Below are 20,598 nucleotides of genomic sequence, written 5' to 3' on the forward strand. Positions count from 1 at the left end.
TTAAGAATTACAGGCTTTGGATATATTTTACACCGTTTTCAAACAGCCTGATCCCGGTGGTGATGGTCTCTTCCATGGATTTCCCCTGGCGTGCTGCCGCAGCTTTCTGCCTGGGCCAGTCCGGGTGGTTGCCAAAATGGTTGTAGCCTTCGGGATGGGGCATCAGGCCGAATATGCGGCCTGTGGGATCACAGATTCCTGCGATATCATCCACGGCCCCATTAGGATTGGCTGGGAAGGCACCGTTTGCAGGCGCGCCGTTTTCGTCTGCGTACCGGAACACCACCTGACGGTTGGCAACAAGGCGTTCAATCACGTCAGGATCGGCAACCACTTTTCCTTCACCATGGCGTACCGGATAGTCAGATACACCCAACCCCTTTGTAAACACACAGGGACTGTCGGCATCGGGCACAAGCCGGACCCACTGGTCCCTGAAATTACCGCAGTCATTATAGGTAAGTGCCACGGATCTGCGGGTATAATCCTGGTCCAGTCCGGGCAAAAGGCCTAGGTTCACAAGGGCCTGAAAGCCATTGCAGATGCCAATGACCAGCTTGCCGGCATCCACGAAATCCAGTAAATCTTTGCCGATATTGTTCTTCAGTTTCAGGGCCTGGATCACCCCTGCCCCATGGTCGTCCCCCCAGGAAAAACCACCGCCGAATGCAAGAATCTGGAAATCCGCCAACCGGACATCGCCGCGGATCAGACTGTTAATATGCACCCGGTGCGCACCAGCGCCCGCCTTTTCAAAGGCAAAGGCGGTTTCATAGTCACAGTTCAGGCCAAATCCCGTCAGTATCAGCGCGTTTACAGCGCTTGCGCCGCTCATATTTTATCTCCAAAGGTCTTGTTGAATGCTGAATCAAGGGTTGCCACCGGCAAGTCAGCTACAGAATTGCCGCCTGATGAAATTTTGAGCCGGTCATGGCTGTCGGTTACCATGCCCAGGCATGCACAGGGCAGTCCCTTACACAATTTTTCAAAGGTTTGTTTTTTAGTCGGCTCCACAGTGACGATAAACCGCCCTGCAGACTCGGAAAATAAGGCTTTTTCACTGGAAAGCGGCAGATCATCCGTCAGGGGCAACCCTGCCAGATCAATATCAAGTCCAAGTCCGCCGGCCATCGCCACAAGACTGAAGTGAATGCCCAAACCACCGCGCCCCACTGCGTGGCAAGAAGACACCAGTTCTGTGTGAATGGCTTTTTCCAGGACCTTATACAAAGTTTTAAATTTTGAAAAGTCAACCTGGGGCACATTGATACCGGTTTTACCAAACATCTCGTAATATTCCGATGCCCCCAGTTCATCTCCGGTGCGGCCCAGCACATATAAAAAATCCCCTGCTGTTTTAGGTTCCAGGGTCACACAACGGCTGACATCGGTAACCAGGGAAACGGCTGAGAATTGAACCGTTTCAAGGGCAGACACTTTGATACGCTCCCCAAACGCCCCTTCCAGGTGGCCGTCCACATACATGGAGTCCTTGCCCGAGAGCAATGGAATGCCATAGGCCATGCAGGCATCTTTCAAGGCCCGACAGGCCCGGACAAGCTGGGCAGCCTTAAATTTCCCGTCCGGATTAGACGTGGCGTCATATCCGATGTCCGGCCAGCAGAAATTGTCCACACCACCGATGTGATCCAAAGAACCACCCACGGCAATCAGCCGACGGACCGCCTCATCAATGGTACAGGCCATCATTTGATACGCATCAATTTTTGAATACCAGGGCAAAATACTCTGGGAAAAGGCAAGCCCGCGTTCGCTGGTCAGCACAGGCCGGGTCACCGACGCATCCGTAGGGATATTCCGGTTGACGCCCACCAGGGGCTTGATCACCGAGCCGCCCTGGACTTCGTGATCGTACTGGCGGATGATCCACTCTTTACCGCAGATATTGGGTCTGCCCAACATCTGCTCAAGCAGGCCGTTAAAATTTGTTGGCGTGGAAATCACAGGCTCCGTCATTCCACGGCCGGCAGGCGGCGTCCATACCGCCTCAAATTCCCAGGCCGGGAACCCTTTGTCGAGAAGATCCATATCCACATAAGCACAGGTTTGATCGTTATACTTGATATGCAATTTGCCTGAATCCGTATATGTGCCGATGACTGTGGATTCCACCTCATGAAGATCAGACAAAGCCATGAACCGGTCCAGGTTTTCAGGCTTAACGGCAATGGTCATGCGTTCCTGGGATTCGGAAATCCAGATTTCCCACATGTCCAGACCCTCGTATTTCAAAGGGACTTTATCCAGCCAAACCTCACACCCATTGGAGAGCATGGCCGATTCGCCCACGGAAGAGGACAGCCCTCCGCCACCGTTATCCGTAATAAAGGTGATTAAACCCTCGTCCCGGCACACCAGCAAGAAATCGTGCATTTTTTTTTGGGTATACGGATCGCCGATTTGGACATGTCCGGCCGGGGTGTTCTCGGAAAAGCTTTGAGAAGAGGCCGTAACGCCGTGGATACCGTCTTTGCCCACACGACCGCCGCTCATAATGATCAATTCGCCGGGGGAGGTGGTTTTTTCATGGCTTGGCCGACCATTCACGGTTTTGGGCATAATACCCAATGCGGTGACAAAAACCAGGGCTTTGCCCATGTAACCCGGATCAAACAGGGTCTGCCCAAAGGTCGTCGGCACCCCGCTTTTGTTTCCCCCGTCCTTGACCCCTTCAATAATTCCGTCAAGCAAGCGCCGGGGGTGAAGGGGCGGCTTTAACGGACCGTCATAATTAATATCGCCCACGCAAAACCCGAAACTGCCCATGAACAATTTAGAACCTAAACCCGTTCCCATGGGATCACGGTAAACCCCAACGATTCCGGTAATGGCACCGCCGTAGGCTTCCATATTGGAGGGCGAGTTATGGGTTTCCCCTGTGATGACATAATTGCTCTGATCATCAAAAGATCCCACACCGGCATTATCCCACAACACGGAAACCACCCACTCTTTGGACTCTTTCAGGGCCAGGGTAGGTGCTTTGATATAGGTTTTAAACAGCGAATTTTCCACCGTGGTTTCACCGGTTTCCGTGTCCATATACCTGAAAATGCCGTTAAAGGTGTTGTGACAGCAATGGTCGGACCGGGACTGGGAAATATATTCAAGCTCCACATCGGTGGGTTTTGACAATCCCATTTGATTCCGCTCTGCCAGGACCTTTTTATCCAAAAAATACTCCCGGATCACAGGGATATCCCTGGGATTCAAAGACAGACTGCGCTCATGGGAAATTTGGGCAAGGATCTCATCGGTATCAATATCCATGGTATCAAACATAGGCGTATGATTTAAAATAACCTTGGCCGGTTTGACATCCGCGCCTATATTTTTGTCCCATTCCCCTTTGCTGAACACTTTGTACTGCTGGATGATACTGTTGGACAGAATCTGCCCGGCAATCTTTTCAGCATCTTCCCGGGTCAATTCAGCACCGCTTAGGCAATACCGTTTAGATGTATAAATATTTTCATGGGCCAAAAAATCTTTTTTAAGAAGATCCCTGACCGCTTCCACAGCCGTGGCCCCGGCATTGTCCCGAACCCCCGGACGAAACCCCACCCAGATGCAAAAATGAAAGTCAATATCTAAAGGGCAAAGACTGGATTCTTGAATAACAGGGTTGGTAAACACCTCCCGGCGTATGGTTTCCAGTTCATCTTGACCTAAATCAGACTCCACGGTCACGATATTGATGCAGCGGGCATCATCTATTTTAATACCGAAGTAGGTATTGGCCTTTTTCACCAGGGACTGGCCTTCGGCATCCCTTAAATCCTGCTTTAACGTGATTTCGATGTTGGAAATCATTGTAATCCACCGTTGAATAGTTTGACTATGTCGTTATAAAAAGCAAAAATCATTAAAGTCATCAGCAAAGCTGCCCCGACCTGAACCATTTTCTCACGCACCCGGGTACTGACAGGGCTGCCTTTAACTGCTTCAATGCTTAAAAACAAAAGATGCCCCCCATCTAAAACCGGGATGGGGAACAAATTAATGATGCCAAGATTGACGGAAATGAGCGCGACAAACCATACAAAGTTTTCAAACCCGGCTTTGGCCTGGTCCCCGGCCATCTTGGCAATCATAATCGGACCGCCCAGATTATCGGCAGACACGGCCCCTGTGAACATTTTCACCACGGACAAAATCGTCAGTTTCACCATCCCGTAGGTGTCGGATACGGAACGAATCGCAGCTTCAACAGGGTTTAAAGGATGATGAAAGGTTTCACCGGTGCCGATGATACCAATCACATACCGGGTCACGTTCTCCCCGAACAGATTTTTCTCTTCCCGGGTGCGGGGTGTAATTGTAAAGGCATGTACTTCACCTTCCCGTTCCACAAGAATATCCAAGGGCTTACCGTCACTTTTTGATACGATCCGGGAAATGTCTTCAAAAGACTGAACAGGGGCACTGTCAATTTCTTTGATGACATCCCCCTTTTTAATGCCGGCAGCCATGGCCGCAGAATTTTCCACCACCTGCCCCACCTGGGGCAGTCCCATGTACACGCCAATGGATTGATATAAAAAGTAAAAAATCACGATGGCCAAAAAGAAGTTGAATGCCGGTCCGGCAGCGGCGATCAACGCCCTTTGCCCCACAGTTTTATGGGTAAAGGAAAGATGACGGTCTTTTTCATCCAGAACCTGGGCTGCGCCAGGCTCTTCCCCGGTCATTTTAACGTACCCGCCCAAAGGAATGGCTGAGATACAATAGTCGGTCATTCCCCGTTTAATTTTGAAAATCTTTGGCCCAAACCCAAGGGAAAAAACCTCAACCCCCACACCGCAGGCCCGGGCGACAAGAAAATGCCCCAATTCATGGACAAAAACCAATACGCCAATAACAATGATAAATGCAAAAAGGGAGTACCCCATATCGATTTTCCTAAAGTTTGTTACACAAGACTTTGGATCAGAGAGTGTGCCTTCTCCCTGGCCCAGCAATCGGCTTCAATAATACCTGAAAGCTCAGGATTGTCAATGCAGGTATGGGCACCCATAACCTCACGAACCAGGGTGAAAATATCTGAAAACCCGATACTTTCTTTAAGAAAAGCGTCCACGGCAACTTCATTGGCCGCATTCATAACAGCAGGCAAAGTCCCGCCCCTGCGGCAAGCTTCGTAGGCAAATCCAAGGGATGGAAAGCGTTTTGTGTCAGGATCGTCAAAGGTTAATCCATTCATGGCTGCAAAATCAGGAAAATTCAGGTTAAGATCCATGCGATCCGGATAGGAAAAAGCATAGGCAATGGCGTGCATCATGTCGGGTTCGCCCAATTGCGCCATAACACCGCCGTCTTTGAATCCCACCATGGAATGGACAATGCTCTGGGGATGAATTAACACCTGGATCTGCTCAACACTGACATCAAAAAGCCAGACCGCTTCAATGACCTCCAGGGCCTTGTTCATAAGGGTAGCCGAATCAATGGATATCTTAGCACCCATATTCCAGGTAGGATGATCCAGAGCCATAGCAGGTGTAATACGCTTAAACCGGTCATGGGATAAATTTCTGAAAGGGCCGCCTGATGCCGTGAGAAAAATCTTTTTAAGATCACGGTTTCGGTTTCCCTGCAGGCATTGAAAAATGGCGCAGTGCTCGGAATCCACGGGCAGGATATCCACCCCTTTTTCACGTGCCCGTGCCATAACAATCTCCCCGGCCATGACCAGAGTTTCCTTGTTGGCAAGGGCCAGTTGCTTGCCGGCGTCAATAGCGGCAAGGGCCGGGGCAAGGCCTGCGGCACCCACCATGGCGGCAAGCACCATATCCGTATCGACATATTGGGCTGCGGCAATAAAACCGGATTCCCCCCACAGAATTTCGGGGCAGAACCGGCCTGAAAGCATTTTCTCCAGACGGCCGGCAGACTGTTCGTCCAGCACGGCTACCATAGCTGGCTTAAACTGTTTTATCTGGGCTGCCAGAAGATCAATATTCGTGGCACAGGTCAGACATTTGATGCTGAATTTGTCCGGGTGCAGGCCCACCACTTTAAGGGCAGATGTGCCTATGGAGCCTGTGGAGCCCAGTATGGTGAGCGATTTCAAAGGACAAATACCGTAAAAAAATAAAATGCCGGGATGGCCAGAAGCACCCCGTCGATGCGGTCCAGCATGCCACCGTGACCCGGCAAAATTTTTCCCGAATCTTTGATATGACCAACCCGTTTCATGGCAGACTCAAAAAGGTCACCGATCTGAGCGGCAACGGCAACGCACACAGCACAGAGTATACTCCCCAAGGCAAGGGATATATCCTGGAAAAAAATAAGATTAAATACAAGCCCGGCCGTCAAGGAGATCGCCAGCCCCCCCACAGCCCCTTCAATGGTTTTATTGGGACTTATTTTAGGCGCAAGTTTATGTTTTCCCTTAAACGTCCCCACATACAGCGCACCGGTATCGTTGGCAAAACAGACAATGAGGAACCAAATCACCCACAAAGCCCCGCCTTCTGTGTTCCGGATGAAAACCAGAAGGGCCAGAGATAAAGGGATATAGACAACGCCGAGCACCAGACGGGCCACCAGATCAAAAATATGGGGCAAGGTAGAAAAACGAACCAGTACAAACACACAAAGGGCCATCATATCCAGGGCAAGAATGAAAAAAAGAATCGGCCAGGATCCAAGGCATGCGCCCATGATCAATACCAGACAGGCCCCATAGGCGATCAATCGAGTGGTCTGGGAAATGGGTTCGGTATCATTGGCACAGATGATTTCAAGATATTCATGTATCGCAAAAATAGAAACCACACAGACCAAGACGCCAAATAACAGTATAGACCCTCTAATAATAGCCCAAAGCAATAGGGGGGTAAGAATTAATGCAGTGAGCCATCGTTTTAAGTGCTGCATCATACTTTCCCGAAACGCCGATCCCGCTGCTGGTAATCGATTAAAACCTGATAAAACTCCTGTTTGGTGAAATCCGGCCAAAGCGTCGGTATAAATGCGAATTCAGAATATGCAGCCTGCCACATCAGAAAATTGGACAGCCTGAACTCTGCAGAGGTACGGATTATAAGGTCCGGGTCCGGCATGCCGGCAGTATATAGGTGATCAGAAACCGTGTTATCCGTAATATCTTTGGGATCAAGGCTTCCGGACTTGACTTTAGCGGCAATCTGTTGAACCGCCATGGTAATTTCTTCACGTGCCCCGTAGCTGATGGCCAGATTTAGAATCATGGCCGAATTTTTTTCTGTGGCAGCCATGGCTTGTTCCGCTTGCTTTCGGACATCGTCAGGCAGCCGTTGAATCTGACCAATGAGATTAAGCCGAATATCCTTTTTTCGGAGTTCTTCGGTTTTATTTTTAAGGAAGCGCTTAAGCAGATGCATCAGGGCCTTGACTTCTTCCTTGGGTCTGGCCCAGTTTTCCGTGGAGAAAGCATACAAGGTGAGCACGTCAATGCCTATTTCTCTAGAAGCCATGACGATTTCTTCTACAGTTTGCGCCCCCTGCTCATGACCTTTAACCCGGTTCATCAGCCTTTTTTTTGCCCAACGGCCATTTCCGTCCATGATGCACGCCACATGGGCAGGAATCGCATTTAAATCCAGTCCGTCGGGTACCTGAATCTTAGAATCAGACTTCAAGGATCTCTTTTTCCTTGGCGGCAAAAATGTCGTCCAATTTCTTGATGGAAGCGTCGGTGAACTCTTGGACCTGTTTTTGGGCTTTGAAGCTGTCGTCTTCGGAAATATCACTCTCTTTCTGCAGATCCTTTAGCATCTCGTTGGCATCCCGTCGAATATTTCTGACGGCGACCTTGAATTCCTCACAGGTTTTGGCCACACTTTTTACGATCTCTTTTCTGCGCTCTTCGGTCAGCGGCGGGATGGAAATACGGATCAGCTTACCATCATTGGAAGGCGTAAGCCCAATATTTGCCTTTAATATTGCTTTTTCCACCTCATTGATCACTGAAGCGTCCCATGGCTTTACGGTGAGTAGCCTGCTTTCGGGAACGGATACAGTGGCCATTTGGGGAAGGGGGGTCTGTGTGCCGTAGTAATCTACCCTGACGTTGTCAAGCATGGATTGGGAAGCTCTTCCTGTCCGCACTTTGCCAAGTTCTGTTTCAAAGGCTTTCTCGGATTTGCCCATTCGGTCTTTGGTTTCTTCAAGCACCTCATTAATCATATTCACACGTCCTTTAAATTATTATAAATCCGTGTACCGATTCCCCCGCCCGTGGCCGCTTTATAAATATTATCGGCCTTGTGCAGGTTGAGTACCTGTAAAGGAAGATCATGTTCCATAGCAAGGGATATGGCTGTCATATCCATGACATGAAGCTGCTTTTCAATCACCCGCATATACGACAGCTTATCAAACATCACAGCATCATCATGGACCAGGGGATCCTTGTCATACACGCCATCCACCTGGGTGGCCTTGAAAAGGATCTGGGCACGGACCTCATTGGCGCGAAGAACTGCCGCCGTGTCCGTCGTAAAGTAAGGGTTTCCGGTACCGGCGGCAAAAATCACCACCCTGCCCTTTTCCAGGTGGCGAATGGCTCTTCTGCGGATAAAAGGTTCCGCCACCCTGTCCATACGGATAGCGGACTGAACCCGTGTGGGGATATCGTGCTTTTCCAGGGCATCGCACAGGGCCAGACTGTTAATCACAGTGGCCAGCATACCCATATTGTCGGCAGACGTCCGGTCCATGCCGGCAGAAGATCCCGCCACCCCGCGAAAAATGTTGCCGCCCCCCACAACAATTGAAATTTCCAAGCCCAGATGAAATACCTTGGCCACTTCACCAGCCACATAGTTTATCATCTCGGGCGTAATGCCGAAGCCCTGATTACCCATCAGGGCTTCGCCACTCAACTTGATCAGAACCCGTTGAAACTCAGGTTTCGTATCCAAGCGTTTATTCTCCTATCTGGAAGCGTGCAAATCTTTTGATCTGGATATTTTCGCCGATCTTGCCAATGGTTTCTTTGAGGATATCTTCAACGGTTTTCTGGGGATCTTTAATGTACTGCTGGCTTAACAGGCAGACTTCTTTGTAGAATTTTTCCACCTTGCCGTCCACAATTTTGTCGATGATATTTTCGGGCTTTCCTTCTTCCAGCATCTGGGCGCGATAGATTTCACGCTCTTTTTCAATAACGGACTGATCTACGTCTTCGGGAACCAGACCAGCCGGATTGGCAGCAGCAATGTGCATGGCGATATCTTTGGCAAAATTTTCAAAATCTTCATTCTTTGCCACAAAATCAGATTCGCAGTTCACTTCAAGCAGTACACCCAGTTTTGCACCGGTATGGATGTAGGAGTAAATAATGCCTTCGCTGGTTGAACGCCCTGCACGCTTGGCTGCTTTAGCCAGGCCTTTTTTACGCAGAAGCTCAATTGCCTTATCCATATTCCCGTCAGCCTCAGCCAGGACTCTTTTGCAGTCCATAATCCCCGACCCGGTGGCAGCACGTAGCTCCTTCACCATTTGTGCAGTAATCTCAGCCATTCTGTATGCTCCTTTATTTCGAAATATTTAAATATCTTAATTTTTTTATGTAAAAATAATAGCAACTTAATTGAATTACATTTTTGTTTTATCGCGGGCGACCTCTCGGGGGCTAAATAGACGACTTCACCCCATGGCTGTTATTCAGCAGCGGCAGATTCCTGGGCTTCTGCGCCTTCCGCAGCAGCTGTTTTTCTTTTGATTTTTTCAATCACAGGCCCGTCCGTACCATCAGAAACAACCTCAATACCGATCTGTTCACCTGAATTGTCAGATGCCTTACCTTCGCCGTCATCCTTATCTGACTTTGCACGCTGCCGTTCTTCCCATATCTGATGGCCTTCAATTACGGCATCAGCAACCCGGGAAGCAAATAAACGAATGGAACGGATGGCGTCATCGTTGCCTGGAATAACATAATCAATATCATCAGGGTCACAATTGGTATCAACCACTGCAACAATGGGAATTCCCAGGCGTTTCGCTTCCTTAACAGCAATCGTCTCATTTTTGGAGTCAATAATAAACAAGGCTGCAGGCAGCTTTTTCATGTTGGAAATGCCGCCAATGGCAAACTCCAGCTTTGCCTTGTCCTTAAGCATTTTTGCCTGTTCTTTTTTGGGATAATTTTCCAGTGTACCATCATTTTCAATGGAATTTAAAAAATGAAAACGGGAAATATTGTTTTTTATGGTCTGGAAATTGGTCAGCATGCCGCCTAACCACCGGTTTTCAACATAAAAGCTTTCCGCTCTGTTGGCTTCTTCATAAATGGCTTCGGAAGCCTGTTTTTTTGTACCCACAAACATTACATCGCCACCGTTTGCAGCAATATTTTTAATAAAATCGTGGGCCTGTCTGTACAATTTGACGGTCTGCTGAAGATCTATAATGTAAATTCCGTTTCTGGCACCAAAAATGTACCGTTTCATCTTGGGGTTCCAGCGCTTGGTCTGATGACCGAAATGTACACCTGCTTCCAGTAATTCTTTAATCGTAATGTAAGCCATTTTTTCTCCAATTTTTCAATGGTTTTAATGTTCATCCGCCTGCCTCATCCCCGAAATCGACTTTTCAAAAGCACCGGATCACAGGTCCGCAAGCGTGTGTTATATGTTTGCAAAAGCAAAATCCAAATTTCTATATCAAAAAGGGCGGAAACAATCAATTTATTTTTTTGAAAACTGCCAGCCGGTAATGCCCGGCAAGATCTTTTATAAAATCCAGTTCAGCCACCCAGGAAAACCCTTTGGCAAGACTCTTGACCAAAGGTTTATGGTCATATCCGATCTCAAGGATCAAATAGCCGGAAGGTAAAAGCCGCTCACCGGCCTGGGCAAGAATCACCCTGACAGCATCCAAGCCGTCAACGCCCCCGTCCAATGCTTGGCGGGGCTCATGGTCCTTAACCTCAGGCGCCAGGGTTTCAATGTCGGAACTGGGGATATAAGGCGGGTTGGACAAAATCAGATCAAACAGCGGCTGCGGCGCCACCGCTGCAAGCCAATCCCCTCTAAATAATGGCACCGAAACCCGGGCAAAGGCCTTTACATTGGCACAGGCCACGGAAAGTGCAACCAAAGAGAGGTCACAGCCAAAATAGAGATGATCTTTACAGGCATTGGCAATTGAGATAATTACCGCCCCGGACCCAACGCCAAGCTCCATTACCCGGGCCTGCCTGCCGTCCTGTTTTATTTCCGACAATATCTCCACAGCCGTTTCCACCAGTGTTTCCGTATCCGGCCTGGGGATGAGCACACCCGGGGCGACCTTAAATTGCTCTTTGAAAAACCCCTTGCGACCTGTGATATAAGCCACAGGCTCCCTTGCAGCCCTGCGCCGGATAAGCGTTTTAAACGCCGCAAGCTCCTGCTGTTCCAAAGGCCGGTCATGCTGGAGGTAAAGATCAAGGCGCCGCAGCCCCAGAGCCTGGGCCAAAAGGATCTCGGCTGTCAGCCTGGGGCTGTCAATATCACGCTGCGAAAAATAGGTATCTGTCCAGGAAAGAATGGATTTTATGGTCCAGACATCCACAGATCAGCTCTCCTAAGCTAGTTCTCTTTTAGCGCCAGGGCCTGGTCGTGAGCTCTCAAGGCATCAATAATCTCCTGGATATCGCCTTCCATGATACTATCCAGCCTATACAAGGTCAGACCGATACGATGGTCGGTCATCCGGCCTTGGGGAAAATTGTAAGTGCGAATGCGGCCGGATCTGTCACCCGTACCCACCTGCCCTTTGCGATCCGCAGCCCGCTTGGCCTCTTCTTCCTGGATCTTAGCGTCCAGAAGACGGGATTTAAGAACATTTAAGGCCTTGGCCTTGTTTTTATGTTGGGATTTTTCATCCTGGCAGGTAGCCACAACGCCTGTGGGAATATGGGTAATGCGGACAGCTGAATCTGTAGTATTTACGGACTGGCCGCCGGGCCCTGAAGAACGGAACACATCCACTTTCAAATCTGCAGGATTGATGTCAATATCGACATCCTCGGCTTCGGGCAGCACGGCCACGGTTACCGCAGAGGTGTGAACCCGGCCCTGGGTTTCAGTTTCAGGCACCCGCTGAACCCTATGAATACCACTTTCATATTTGAACTGGGAATAAACGCCTTTGCCCTGCACCATGGAAACCACTTCCTTAAACCCCCCGGCGGCTGAGTCGTTTTTCTCAATGATTTCAATCTTCCAGTGCTTGGACTCCGCATACCTTGTGTACATGCGAAAAAGATCTCCGGTAAAAATACCGGCCTCTTCACCGCCGGTACCGGCTCGGATTTCCAGAATAACATTTTTCTCATCCCGGGGATCTTTGGGCATCAAAAGAACATTAAGTTGCTCATGCAGCTGTGCAATCCTGGATTCAAGTATAGGTATCTCTTCCTTGGCCATGGCACGGATGTCGGGGTCACTGTCCTTGAGAAGTTCCTTGGCTTCCTTAAGCTCCCCTCCCGCGCCCTCATATTCCCGAAACACCGGCACAATCTTGTTCAATTCACCGTGCTCCTTGAGATATTCCTGGTACTTTTTCTGATCCGCCATGACGGCCGGATCACTGAGCAGATGCTCAATCTTTATGAATCGTTCTTCAATGCCTTTTAATTTTTCAATCATGGTCAAATTGTCCCGGATGAAAATTCAAAAAGGGGTCTTTGTTCAAGACCCCTTTTACATACCTGCCGATAAAACAGCTAAACCAGTTTGCTTGCGTCAAACCCTGCGTATTTTTTCTTGAAGCGGTCAATACGGCCGGCAGAGTCAACCAGTTTCTGCTTGCCGGTGAAAAAGGGATGGCACTGGGAGCAGATTTCCACCTTGATATTCTCTTTTGTGGAACTGATATCAAATGTTGCGCCACAGGCACAGGTTGCTGTTGTTTTTGTGTAGTTCGGATGGATGTCTTTTTTCATCTTACACGTTACTCCTTGTAGTCTTCGTTATAAAAGACCGTAATAGTTAAATATAAAAAAAAGCTTCCCGTTATGAATTCATCATTTCAAGAAACTCTTTATTATCCTTTGTTCCGTCCATTTTTTCAAGCAAAAACTGCATTGCATCCACAGAATTTAAACTTGAAAGCAATTTTCTTAAGATCCAGACCCGGTTCAGGACTTCAGGGTCAAGAAGCAACTCCTCTTTCCGGGTACCGGACCGGTTCATATCAATGGCAGGAAATACACGCTTGTCCGCAAGTTTTCGATCAAGCACCAGTTCCATGTTACCCGTACCCTTGAATTCTTCAAAAATAACCTCATCCATTCTGGATCCGGTGTCAACAAGCGCCGTGGCAATAATTGTCAAACTGCCGCCCTCCTCAATATTTCGGGCTGCCCCGAAGAACCTCTTGGGACGATCCAGCGCATTGGAATCCACACCACCGGACAAAATTTTTCCGGAAGGCGGCATCACCGCATTGTAAGCCCTTGCAAGACGCGTAATACTGTCTAAAAGGATCACGACATCATGGCCCTGCTCCACAATTCTTTTGGCTTTTTCAATGACCATTTCAGCCACCTGCACATGGCGCTCGGCAGGCTCGTCAAAGGTGGAGGATATCACTTCCGCATTTACGGAACGGGCCATATCCGTTACCTCTTCGGGACGTTCATCAATAAGCAGGATCATGGGAACAATATTTTTGTGGGCCCGGATCATGGAATTGGCAATGTTCTGAAGCAGCATGGTCTTACCGGCCTTAGGCGGCGAAACGATAAGACCGCGCTGGCCGAATCCGATGGGGGACATCAGGTCAATGACCCGCATGGAATAGTTATCAGGCTCAGCCTCAAGGTTCATTTTACGGTCCGGGTACAACGGCAGAAGGTTGTCAAACAAAATTGTCTCTGCCGCCATTTCAGGATTCATGAAATTAACGGCTTCCACTTTCAGCAATGCAAAATATCGTTCGGAATCCTTTGGCTGGCGAACCTGTCCGGAAATGGTATCTCCGGTGCGCAGATTAAACCGTCTGATCTGGGAGGGAGAGACATAAATATCGTCGGGACCGGGCAGATAATTATACCCTGGCGCCCTCAAAAAACCAAATCCATCCGGAAGGATTTCAAGGGTGCCCTCGCCGTAAATCTGTCCACTTTCTTCAATATTGGCCTGGAGCAGGGCAAAAATCAGTTCCTGCTTCTTAAGGCCGCCAATACCCTGAATATTGTATTTCTTGGCAAGCTTGGTCAGCTCACTGATTTTCATCTTATTGAGTTCTACAAGATTCATGCAATCTCCTGGTCTGATCCATCCGTCTGGTTAAAAGTGTATGAATTCACAATGCAATTTTTTGGGGATGCCTTTTTGACAATCTGGAGGCCAAACGGCCCTGTGTGAAGAAAAAGACAGATAATGTGAAACGTCAGTAATCAAAAAATCTATTAAGATATTATTATTTTTTTGTCAAGCGCTGATTGACAAGTTTTTGATACAAATCACCCACTAATTTGAAAACTGCTTCCGGCTCACCTCTATTTTCAATGATACATTCAGCTTTTTTGATCTTTTCAGACTGGGGCATCTGAAGGGCTAAAAGCTTTTGGGCGTTTTCCCGGTCCACCCCGTCCCTGAGGGAAATCCGGTCAACAAGAGCGTCATCTGCAGCCGTCACCACCACAACCACATCGAAAAGATCTTCCATGCCAAGCTCAAACAGAAGAGGCACTTCAACAGCACATGATTTTTGCTTTAAATGAACCGCTTCATCCATCAACCTGACCGTTTCACTGATAATCACCGGATGCAGAATGGATTCAAGTTTCTCCCGGCTGCCTTTTGTGGTTATAATCATACGTCTCAGGGCCGGGCGATCCAACGTACGGTCCGGGGCTACAATTTGGGACCCAAATGCCTTGACCACCTGATTATATGCAGCCTGACCCGGCTCAACTACCTGCCTTGCAATTTCATCACAATCCAGGGTTACCAGGCCGATACGTCGGAACCCTTCACACACCAGGCTTTTGCCCGATCCTGCCGATCCTGTCACGCCTATTTTAAGCATTATATCCACTCGTTACATTAAATTATTTTTCCCCTTCAATTCCCAGCGTTTATCTAATTTGACTTATAATATACTCCTGTGATATTTATCAAGCCCGTTAAATCGACCAATTAACCTTATTTTTAATTTTAAAGGGGAACATACGTGGAAAGAACCTTATCCATTATCAAGCCTGATGGAGTAGAAAAAAACGTCATCGGCGAAGTCATCAAGCGCTTTGAAACCAACGGCATTAAAATCGCAGCCATGAAAATGATTCATCTAAGCAAATCCCAGGCCCAGGGGTTCTATGCCGTCCATAAGGAACGTCCTTTTTTCAACAGCCTGACTGATTTTATGACATCGGGCCCCATTGTTGTAATGGTGCTAGAAGGCGAAGATGTTATCGCAAAAAATAGAAAACTAATGGGTGCCACAAACTTCAAAGAAGCAGAGGAAGGCACCATCCGCAAAGAATATGCCACGGACATTGAGAAAAACGTTGTCCACGGTTCCGATGCCCCGGAAACCGCTGCATTTGAAATTGGTTATTTCTTCAATGACCTGGAACTACACGCCCGTTAGTGCGGTTCAAAAATTTTCATCCCCGGCAGCCTGTTGTCGCCGGGGATGATTCAACCTGTTTTCTATTTTTGCAGGCCGGACGCTGGCACATAACCATCCAGATCAAGACATACGGAAGAAAACCCCACACCCTTAAACGTCTGTAATATTTCCTGCCTTACAGCTGGCTCCCCAAAGCGGTGTAATTCATCAGGGCCGGCTTCAATTCGCGCCAGAGCCCCATGACACCGGACCCGCACCTGGCCAAAGCCCAGCCCATGAAGACACGCTTCTGCCAGTTCAACCTTTTTAAGCTTTTCTTTGGTGATGATATCCCCCTGGGGGATACGGGTAGCCAGGCAGGACTGGGCAGGCAAATTCCAGGTCTCGAGCCCCAGTTTTTTTGAGCACGCACGAATTTTATCCTTTGTAAAACCAACCTCCACCAAAGGCGCTTTAAAACCCAGCTCCCGTGCCGCATCCATGCCAGGCCGAAATTCCTGCAAATCGTCCAGATTTGCACCGTGCAAAAAAGTATGAACCCCGTGTTTTTTTGCCACCTCCACGACTTTGGAAAACAAAAATGATTTACAAAAATAACAGCGCCTATCCGTATTTTGGGTTACTCTGGTATCCTCCAGAATGTTTGCCGAAACAAAAATGGGGGATATACCCAAATAGTGTCCCAAACGAATCACCCGTTCTTTTTCTCCAGCTGTAAGAAAGTCAGAGACAATGGTAACAGGCAATACCGATTTCACCCCTGAAATAAGTGCACTCGCTAGCAAAAAGGCTGAATCTGCACCACCTGAAAATGCAATGGCCAGCCCGGAAGCATCTCTTAACAAATCAAGAAGATGAGAAAATTCTTTATTTTTGGCCAACAAATCTTTGCCAGCATCTCTCCAATTAACCATATTGTTGTTCATCTATTTTAACTGATTAAAAAAATTTGTTTTTTGAGTCGGTACGTTAGGTTTAAACGACTTCTCATTATTTTCAATACAATTGACTAAAATGAGAACAATAGCCCAATTCAATCTCAACTTTCAACGAATATTTTCTTGACTTCGATCATCTCCTTAGTGTATATACCCTGACGTTGTTCATCTGCTGGCTGATCGTCCAACGGCAGGACTACGGACTCTGACTCCGTCAATCTAGGTTCGAATCCTAGTCAGCCAGCCACTAATACCAAGGGTTTCCGGCTTTTAGTTGGGGGCCTTTTTTATTTGGCTTGATTATTTTGCCCACTTTTTGCCCACTTTTGAATCCTGGATCAATCAATTCACCCCAAAACCCAAAATGGATAGACTTCTCCGGCATAATTTTACCGGCCTAATTCTTTTTTTGATCTCAGATGCCGGGTTAATCTCTAATTAAACTGATTCTTGGCTTTTGAGGGGAGGCTCAATATATGGCCGGATAATTTCCTAAAAAGAATTCAATCATACCATTTTTGAGGACCTTGGTATTTCTCATCTGGATTGTTGAATATTATTAAAACAACACAATTTAATGGTGTTACTAATACAAGAAATCTGAGTTTAAAAAGGCTGTATAGCTTTGTTTAGGGTAATGATCTGGCTTGACGAATCAACTAAGATTTGTAATGAAACGTTATTTGTCAGGGTTCTTTGTTTCTATTGTCTCATATGGAACATGCTCATGCTTAAAATCATCTTAGGTTGCCCCTCTAAGAAATTCATAATGGTGGCTATATGACTTTGAATGGTAAAATCCTGCTTATCGATTCAATCGCTATCATTTTGTCATTTGTTGTGGTCGGACTGAATTACAAAAAGGCTATAGAAGGAGACGGTTCTGCCCAAATTTTGACTTTAATTTTCGTGGTCAGCTCTATCGTCGCAATTGCGCATTTGGTAAAAGCTTACTTGAATGCCCAGCAACCTGAATCTTCAACCAAAGGCGACGTTGATAGGGCTGCAAATGGAGTTAAGGATCATTTCAATAAAACTGTAGATACATTAAAAGAGAAATTAGATCATCCTGATGCACCTTTATTTCTGGTACCGTACCCACAAAACACCTTTCTTAAAAACGGTGATGTTTGGACAGCTAAAATCAGAGAAGCGTTTTCCAAAGGATACCAGGCGGCCGTCTGCCAAGCTGCAGCTGTCGGTCAGGGAGGAATCGGTAAAACTGCTATGGCCGTTGAATATGCCTATAAATACAGCGGAGAATATCCTGGTGGCGTGTTCTGGTTAGGCATGGAAACGGAATTGATAGGAGCGGTATCAACCTTTTTGCAGGCGGCTGAAGCAAAAAGTCTTATCAGTAAAGGCTGGGAAGATCTTGACGAAAAAAGTCAGATCAATCTACTTCTGTCACAGCTTCGGACAGTTGGTAAAAAGCTCATTATTTTAGACAACCTTGAAACTGATCAGATCCCTAAAGAAATTTTCACTATCAGTGATTCCGATCTGCTTATAACCACAAGAAATCAAAAGTTGGCCGTTCCTCATGTAAATATGGAATTGCCTGCTCCTGACACAGCTTTGGACATTTTTTTAGGATACGCTCACTTGGAAACGGAGAAAATCACTACACATGATTTAAGTCTTATTAAAGGCATTTGTAAAAAAGTGGAGTTTCTGCCCTTGGCTCTGGAGATTATGGGAAGCCTTTCTCGGGGATATCCATTGGAAAAACTTGCTGCTGATTTGCTTAAAGAACTGATCATCAGAGAGCGGCCAACCTGTAATAAAGAATGCACGAGCATCTTGGCTTCTTTGAATCTGGCTGGATATCAATTCTCACTCCCAAAAACAAAAGAAGCACTTTGCTCAGTCGCATATCTTGACCCGGACTACATAGATCCAGAGCTATTGGCGGATATCTTGAAAATTCCATTAAATCGGATTTTTGAGATTCTATCCAATTTAACCGAATTATCTATCCTGAAAAAAACGGTCACAGGGTATGGCGTAAATCGTATTGTCCAGCATGCAACCATGTTCTTGGATGACCGAACTACATGGGGCGAGACGGTTCTTAAATATATTCATAGCAAAATAAATGAACTGATGGAGTCAGGCCAGTACATTAGAGGATATGGATTGATTCACCATATTGTCCACATAGCCAATATGGCCGATAGGGAGCAGCCTGAGGATGAATTTCCGGAAAACAAAAAAATATCTTATTTAGGCAGGTATTTAGAGATTACAGGGAGATACGTCTCAGGTGAAACCATCGTTTTAAATTGTTTGAAAAGAGCAGAGAAGGCAAACGGCCCTGACCATCCAGATGTAGCAACCATCTTGGACAACCTATCCGAGCTTTATAAGTCCCAGGGCAAATATGAAGAAGCAGAGCCCCTTTATCAAAGGTCGCTGAAGATATTCAAGGCTCGGCTTGGGGAAAATCATCCAGAGACCAAATTGTGCAGGGGAATTATGATGAATTAAAAGGGGAGAGGATATATTATTAAATTTAGACGGTGGTGACCTGGTCAAGTAAAAATGGACACTTTTGTTAAGCGGCTTTTTCTAAAAACCACAGTTTTTCAAATTCTTTTGGACTGATATACCCCAAATAGGAATGACGTCTGTTGCAATTGTAAAACATTTCGATGTAATCAATGATGTCTCTCCGGGCTTCTTCTCGGGTCATGTAGTTTGTAAAAAAGACTCTCTCAGTCTTCAAACTACCGAAAAAGCTCTCTGCCACGGCATTGTCCCAACAATTCCCTTTCCGGCTCATGCTGCTAACCATCCCAAGGGTATTCAACATTTTCTGGAAGTTTTTACTGCAATACTGACTTCCCCTGTCTGAATGAAATAGCAGGCCAGGGGCAGGCATTCGACGCCTGATTGCCATGTGCAGGGCATCCATGATCAGCTTTGTGGTCATTCGATTACTCAGGGACCAGCCGACAACCCGGCGTGAAAAAAGGTCTATAACGACGGCCAAATACAACCACCCTTCGTGGGTCCAAATGTATGTAATGTCAGAGACATAAACCTTGTCCGCTTCGACAACTTCAAACTGTCTGTCCAGTAAATTCGGTGCAACTGGCAAATTGTGTTTGCTGTCTGTCGTCGCTTTAAATTTCTTTTTCTGCTTGGCGGCAACACCGGCCATTTTCATCAATGACCCAGCTTTGTACCGCCCGCAAGGACTGCCGGATGCTTTTATCTCTTCTGCAATCCGGCGGGCGCCATAGGTACCCCTTGATGCTTGATGAGCCGCTTTAACAATAGGAATTAGTCTCTCTACTTCCCTCTGCCTCAATGATTTTTTACATTTACGCCAGGCATAATATCCACTCCGGGATATGAGCATGACAATACATATCAGAGCTACTGGGTAAGCCTTCCTCACAGCATCAACGAATTGATACTTCAGCTCATTTCTTTCGCGAAGAAGGCTGCTGCCTTTTTTAAGATTTCACGTTCCATCTTCAAACGGTTGTTTTCTTTTCGAAGACGGCTCAACTCTGCCTTCATTGCCACACTTCCTTGTAAACCAGTGGCACTCTCTCCACTACCTTCAATCTCACGTTTCCAGCGACCCAGCATGGTTGGATTTACTCCGAGATTTCGGGCTGCCTCGGTAATCTGATATCCCTGTTCGGTTATCAGTTTAACTGCTTCTTCTTTGAATTCAGGTGCATACTTCTTTCTGTCTTTCTTCATTTGACACCTCCGTGTGGATTATTAACCCACTTTTAGAGAAGTGTCCATAATTACCCTACCACCTCAGGTAATGCCGGACAATAATGTGGTTGAAAATGCCATAAGACCCTTTGTGGTCGGTAGAAAAAACTGGTTATTTTCCTGTACACCCGAGGGCGCCAGGGCCAGTGCCTGCATTTACAGCCTAATCGAAACCGCCAAGGCCAGTGGACTTGAACCTTATTGGTACCTCAAATTTCTTTTTGAAAATTTACCGGAAGCAATGACAGCAGACGAATTTAAAGCCTTGATGCCACAAAACTTAGATAAAAATTTGTTGGAATTCAACGATATAACACCCAGCCAGGCTTAAAAA

19 protein-coding genes, 1 tRNA gene and 1 pseudogene are annotated in these 20,598 nt (G+C 47.1%); 4 read left to right on the plus strand and 17 right to left on the minus strand.

Translation table 11 applies throughout. The features are described 5' to 3' along the window. Positions 1–7: 7 nt before the first annotated feature. From B147_RS0116845 to coaE, 15 genes are all read right to left on the minus strand, one after another. On the minus strand, positions 8–835 hold the full coding sequence (locus B147_RS0116845; RefSeq protein WP_020588373.1) for a phosphoribosylformylglycinamidine synthase subunit PurQ: 828 nt from the start codon (positions 833–835) through the stop codon (positions 8–10). After that, a complete protein-coding gene (locus B147_RS0116850) occupies positions 832–3,834 on the minus strand; it encodes an AIR synthase-related protein (protein ID WP_020588374.1) in 3,003 nt (1,000 codons plus the stop codon). The genes B147_RS0116845 and B147_RS0116850 overlap by 4 nt, the downstream gene beginning before the upstream one ends. Then, positions 3,831–4,913, minus strand: a complete 1,083-nt coding sequence (gene rseP / locus B147_RS0116855; protein WP_020588375.1) for an RIP metalloprotease RseP — start codon at positions 4,911–4,913, stop codon at positions 3,831–3,833. Before rseP ends, B147_RS0116850 begins: the two co-directional genes overlap by 4 nt. Positions 4,914–4,933: 20 nt before the next feature. Beyond that, positions 4,934–6,094 (minus strand): 1-deoxy-D-xylulose-5-phosphate reductoisomerase, encoded by a 1,161-nt coding sequence (locus B147_RS0116860; RefSeq protein WP_020588376.1) that lies wholly within the window; start codon positions 6,092–6,094, stop codon positions 4,934–4,936. After that, the gene (locus B147_RS0116865; protein ID WP_157237928.1) at positions 6,091–6,909 is read right to left on the minus strand and encodes a phosphatidate cytidylyltransferase; all 819 of its coding nucleotides are present in this window, start codon (positions 6,907–6,909) and stop codon (positions 6,091–6,093) included. The genes B147_RS0116860 and B147_RS0116865 overlap by 4 nt, the downstream gene beginning before the upstream one ends. Next, positions 6,906–7,649 (minus strand): undecaprenyl pyrophosphate synthase, encoded by a 744-nt coding sequence (locus B147_RS0116870; RefSeq protein WP_020588378.1) that lies wholly within the window; start codon positions 7,647–7,649, stop codon positions 6,906–6,908. The genes B147_RS0116865 and B147_RS0116870 overlap by 4 nt, the downstream gene beginning before the upstream one ends. After that, complete coding sequence (frr, locus tag B147_RS0116875) at positions 7,639–8,196, minus strand: ribosome recycling factor (RefSeq protein WP_020588379.1); 558 nt, start codon at positions 8,194–8,196, stop codon at positions 7,639–7,641. Before frr ends, B147_RS0116870 begins: the two co-directional genes overlap by 11 nt. 2 nt (positions 8,197–8,198) lie before the next feature. Next, the gene (gene pyrH, locus B147_RS0116880; protein ID WP_020588380.1) at positions 8,199–8,933 is read right to left on the minus strand and encodes a UMP kinase; all 735 of its coding nucleotides are present in this window, start codon (positions 8,931–8,933) and stop codon (positions 8,199–8,201) included. A 4-nt stretch (positions 8,934–8,937) separates the two neighbouring features. Then, positions 8,938–9,534: a translation elongation factor Ts gene (gene tsf, locus B147_RS0116885; RefSeq protein WP_020588381.1), complete on the minus strand. Its 597-nt coding sequence runs from the start codon at positions 9,532–9,534 to the stop codon at positions 8,938–8,940. Between the two features lie 140 nt (positions 9,535–9,674). Continuing rightward, positions 9,675–10,544, minus strand: coding sequence for a 30S ribosomal protein S2 (rpsB, locus tag B147_RS0116890; protein WP_020588382.1), 870 nt, complete (start codon positions 10,542–10,544; stop codon positions 9,675–9,677). Positions 10,545–10,698: 154 nt separating this feature from the next. Next, the gene (prmC, locus tag B147_RS0116895; RefSeq protein WP_020588383.1) at positions 10,699–11,571 is read right to left on the minus strand and encodes a peptide chain release factor N(5)-glutamine methyltransferase; all 873 of its coding nucleotides are present in this window, start codon (positions 11,569–11,571) and stop codon (positions 10,699–10,701) included. 17 nt (positions 11,572–11,588) lie between these two features. Continuing rightward, positions 11,589–12,650, minus strand: a complete 1,062-nt coding sequence (gene prfA, locus B147_RS0116900; protein ID WP_020588384.1) for a peptide chain release factor 1 — start codon at positions 12,648–12,650, stop codon at positions 11,589–11,591. 77 nt (positions 12,651–12,727) lie between these two features. Next, entirely contained in the window at positions 12,728–12,946 is a 219-nt protein-coding gene (gene rpmE / locus B147_RS0116905) for a 50S ribosomal protein L31 (protein WP_020588385.1), read from the minus strand. A gap of 70 nt (positions 12,947–13,016) precedes the next feature. After that, a complete protein-coding gene (gene rho / locus B147_RS0116910) occupies positions 13,017–14,264 on the minus strand; it encodes a transcription termination factor Rho (protein ID WP_020588386.1) in 1,248 nt (415 codons plus the stop codon). Between the two features lie 163 nt (positions 14,265–14,427). Next, positions 14,428–15,039: a dephospho-CoA kinase gene (gene coaE / locus B147_RS0116915; protein WP_020588387.1), complete on the minus strand. Its 612-nt coding sequence runs from the start codon at positions 15,037–15,039 to the stop codon at positions 14,428–14,430. A gap of 144 nt (positions 15,040–15,183) precedes the next feature. Here coaE and ndk point away from each other — a divergent pair, with 144 nt between their 5' ends. Next, positions 15,184–15,603, plus strand: coding sequence for a nucleoside-diphosphate kinase (gene ndk, locus B147_RS0116920; protein WP_020588388.1), 420 nt, complete (start codon positions 15,184–15,186; stop codon positions 15,601–15,603). 62 nt (positions 15,604–15,665) lie between these two features. Here the strand turns inward: ndk and larE are convergent, their stop codons facing one another. Next, entirely contained in the window at positions 15,666–16,499 is an 834-nt protein-coding gene (larE, locus tag B147_RS0116925; protein WP_020588389.1) for an ATP-dependent sacrificial sulfur transferase LarE, read from the minus strand. 197 nt (positions 16,500–16,696) lie between these two features. On the opposite strand from larE, the gene B147_RS0116930 reads away from it, so the two are divergent. Both B147_RS0116930 and B147_RS0116940 read left to right on the plus strand, forming a co-directional pair. Then, positions 16,697–16,770, plus strand: a tRNA-Gln gene (locus tag B147_RS0116930). A gap of 533 nt (positions 16,771–17,303) precedes the next feature. Beyond that, positions 17,304–19,013, plus strand: coding sequence for a tetratricopeptide repeat protein (locus B147_RS0116940; protein ID WP_020588391.1), 1,710 nt, complete (start codon positions 17,304–17,306; stop codon positions 19,011–19,013). 67 nt (positions 19,014–19,080) lie between these two features. Here the strand turns inward: B147_RS0116940 and B147_RS0116945 are convergent. Beyond that, positions 19,081–20,243, minus strand: a protein-coding gene (locus B147_RS0116945; RefSeq protein WP_425387034.1) for an IS3 family transposase whose coding sequence is annotated in 2 segments (ribosomal slippage) — positions 19,081–19,979 and positions 19,979–20,243 — 1,164 coding nt in all. Because the reading frame shifts where the segments join, the coding sequence is not laid out codon by codon here. Between the two features lie 73 nt (positions 20,244–20,316). On the opposite strand from B147_RS0116945, the pseudogene B147_RS0116955 reads away from it, so the two are divergent. Further along, positions 20,317–20,595, plus strand: a pseudogene (locus B147_RS0116955) (transposase domain-containing protein); the annotation flags it as partial. Positions 20,596–20,598 lie beyond the last annotated feature (3 nt).

This window comes from Desulfobacter curvatus DSM 3379, from assembly GCF_000373985.1.
GTDB lineage: Bacteria > Desulfobacterota > Desulfobacteria > Desulfobacterales > Desulfobacteraceae > Desulfobacter > Desulfobacter curvatus.

Coding starts and splice junctions, on each gene's coding strand:
- frr (WP_020588379.1), bottom strand. CDS start 8,196: ATGATTAATGAGGTGCTTGAAGAAACCAAAGACCGAATGGGCAAATCC.
- prfA (WP_020588384.1), bottom strand. CDS start 12,650: ATGATTGAAAAATTAAAAGGCATTGAAGAACGATTCATAAAGATTGAG.
- rpsB (WP_020588382.1), bottom strand. CDS start 10,544: ATGGCTTACATTACGATTAAAGAATTACTGGAAGCAGGTGTACATTTC.
- B147_RS0116845 (WP_020588373.1), bottom strand. CDS start 835: ATGAGCGGCGCAAGCGCTGTAAACGCGCTGATACTGACGGGATTTGGC.
- coaE (WP_020588387.1), bottom strand. CDS start 15,039: ATGCTTAAAATAGGCGTGACAGGATCGGCAGGATCGGGCAAAAGCCTG.
- rseP (WP_020588375.1), bottom strand. CDS start 4,913: ATGGGGTACTCCCTTTTTGCATTTATCATTGTTATTGGCGTATTGGTT.
- B147_RS0116940 (WP_020588391.1), top strand. CDS start 17,304: ATGACTTTGAATGGTAAAATCCTGCTTATCGATTCAATCGCTATCATT.
- tsf (WP_020588381.1), bottom strand. CDS start 9,534: ATGGCTGAGATTACTGCACAAATGGTGAAGGAGCTACGTGCTGCCACC.
- B147_RS0116865 (WP_157237928.1), bottom strand. CDS start 6,909: ATGATGCAGCACTTAAAACGATGGCTCACTGCATTAATTCTTACCCCC.
- larE (WP_020588389.1), bottom strand. CDS start 16,499: ATGGTTAATTGGAGAGATGCTGGCAAAGATTTGTTGGCCAAAAATAAA.
- rpmE (WP_020588385.1), bottom strand. CDS start 12,946: ATGAAAAAAGACATCCATCCGAACTACACAAAAACAACAGCAACCTGT.
- rho (WP_020588386.1), bottom strand. CDS start 14,264: ATGAATCTTGTAGAACTCAATAAGATGAAAATCAGTGAGCTGACCAAG.
- B147_RS0116850 (WP_020588374.1), bottom strand. CDS start 3,834: ATGATTTCCAACATCGAAATCACGTTAAAGCAGGATTTAAGGGATGCC.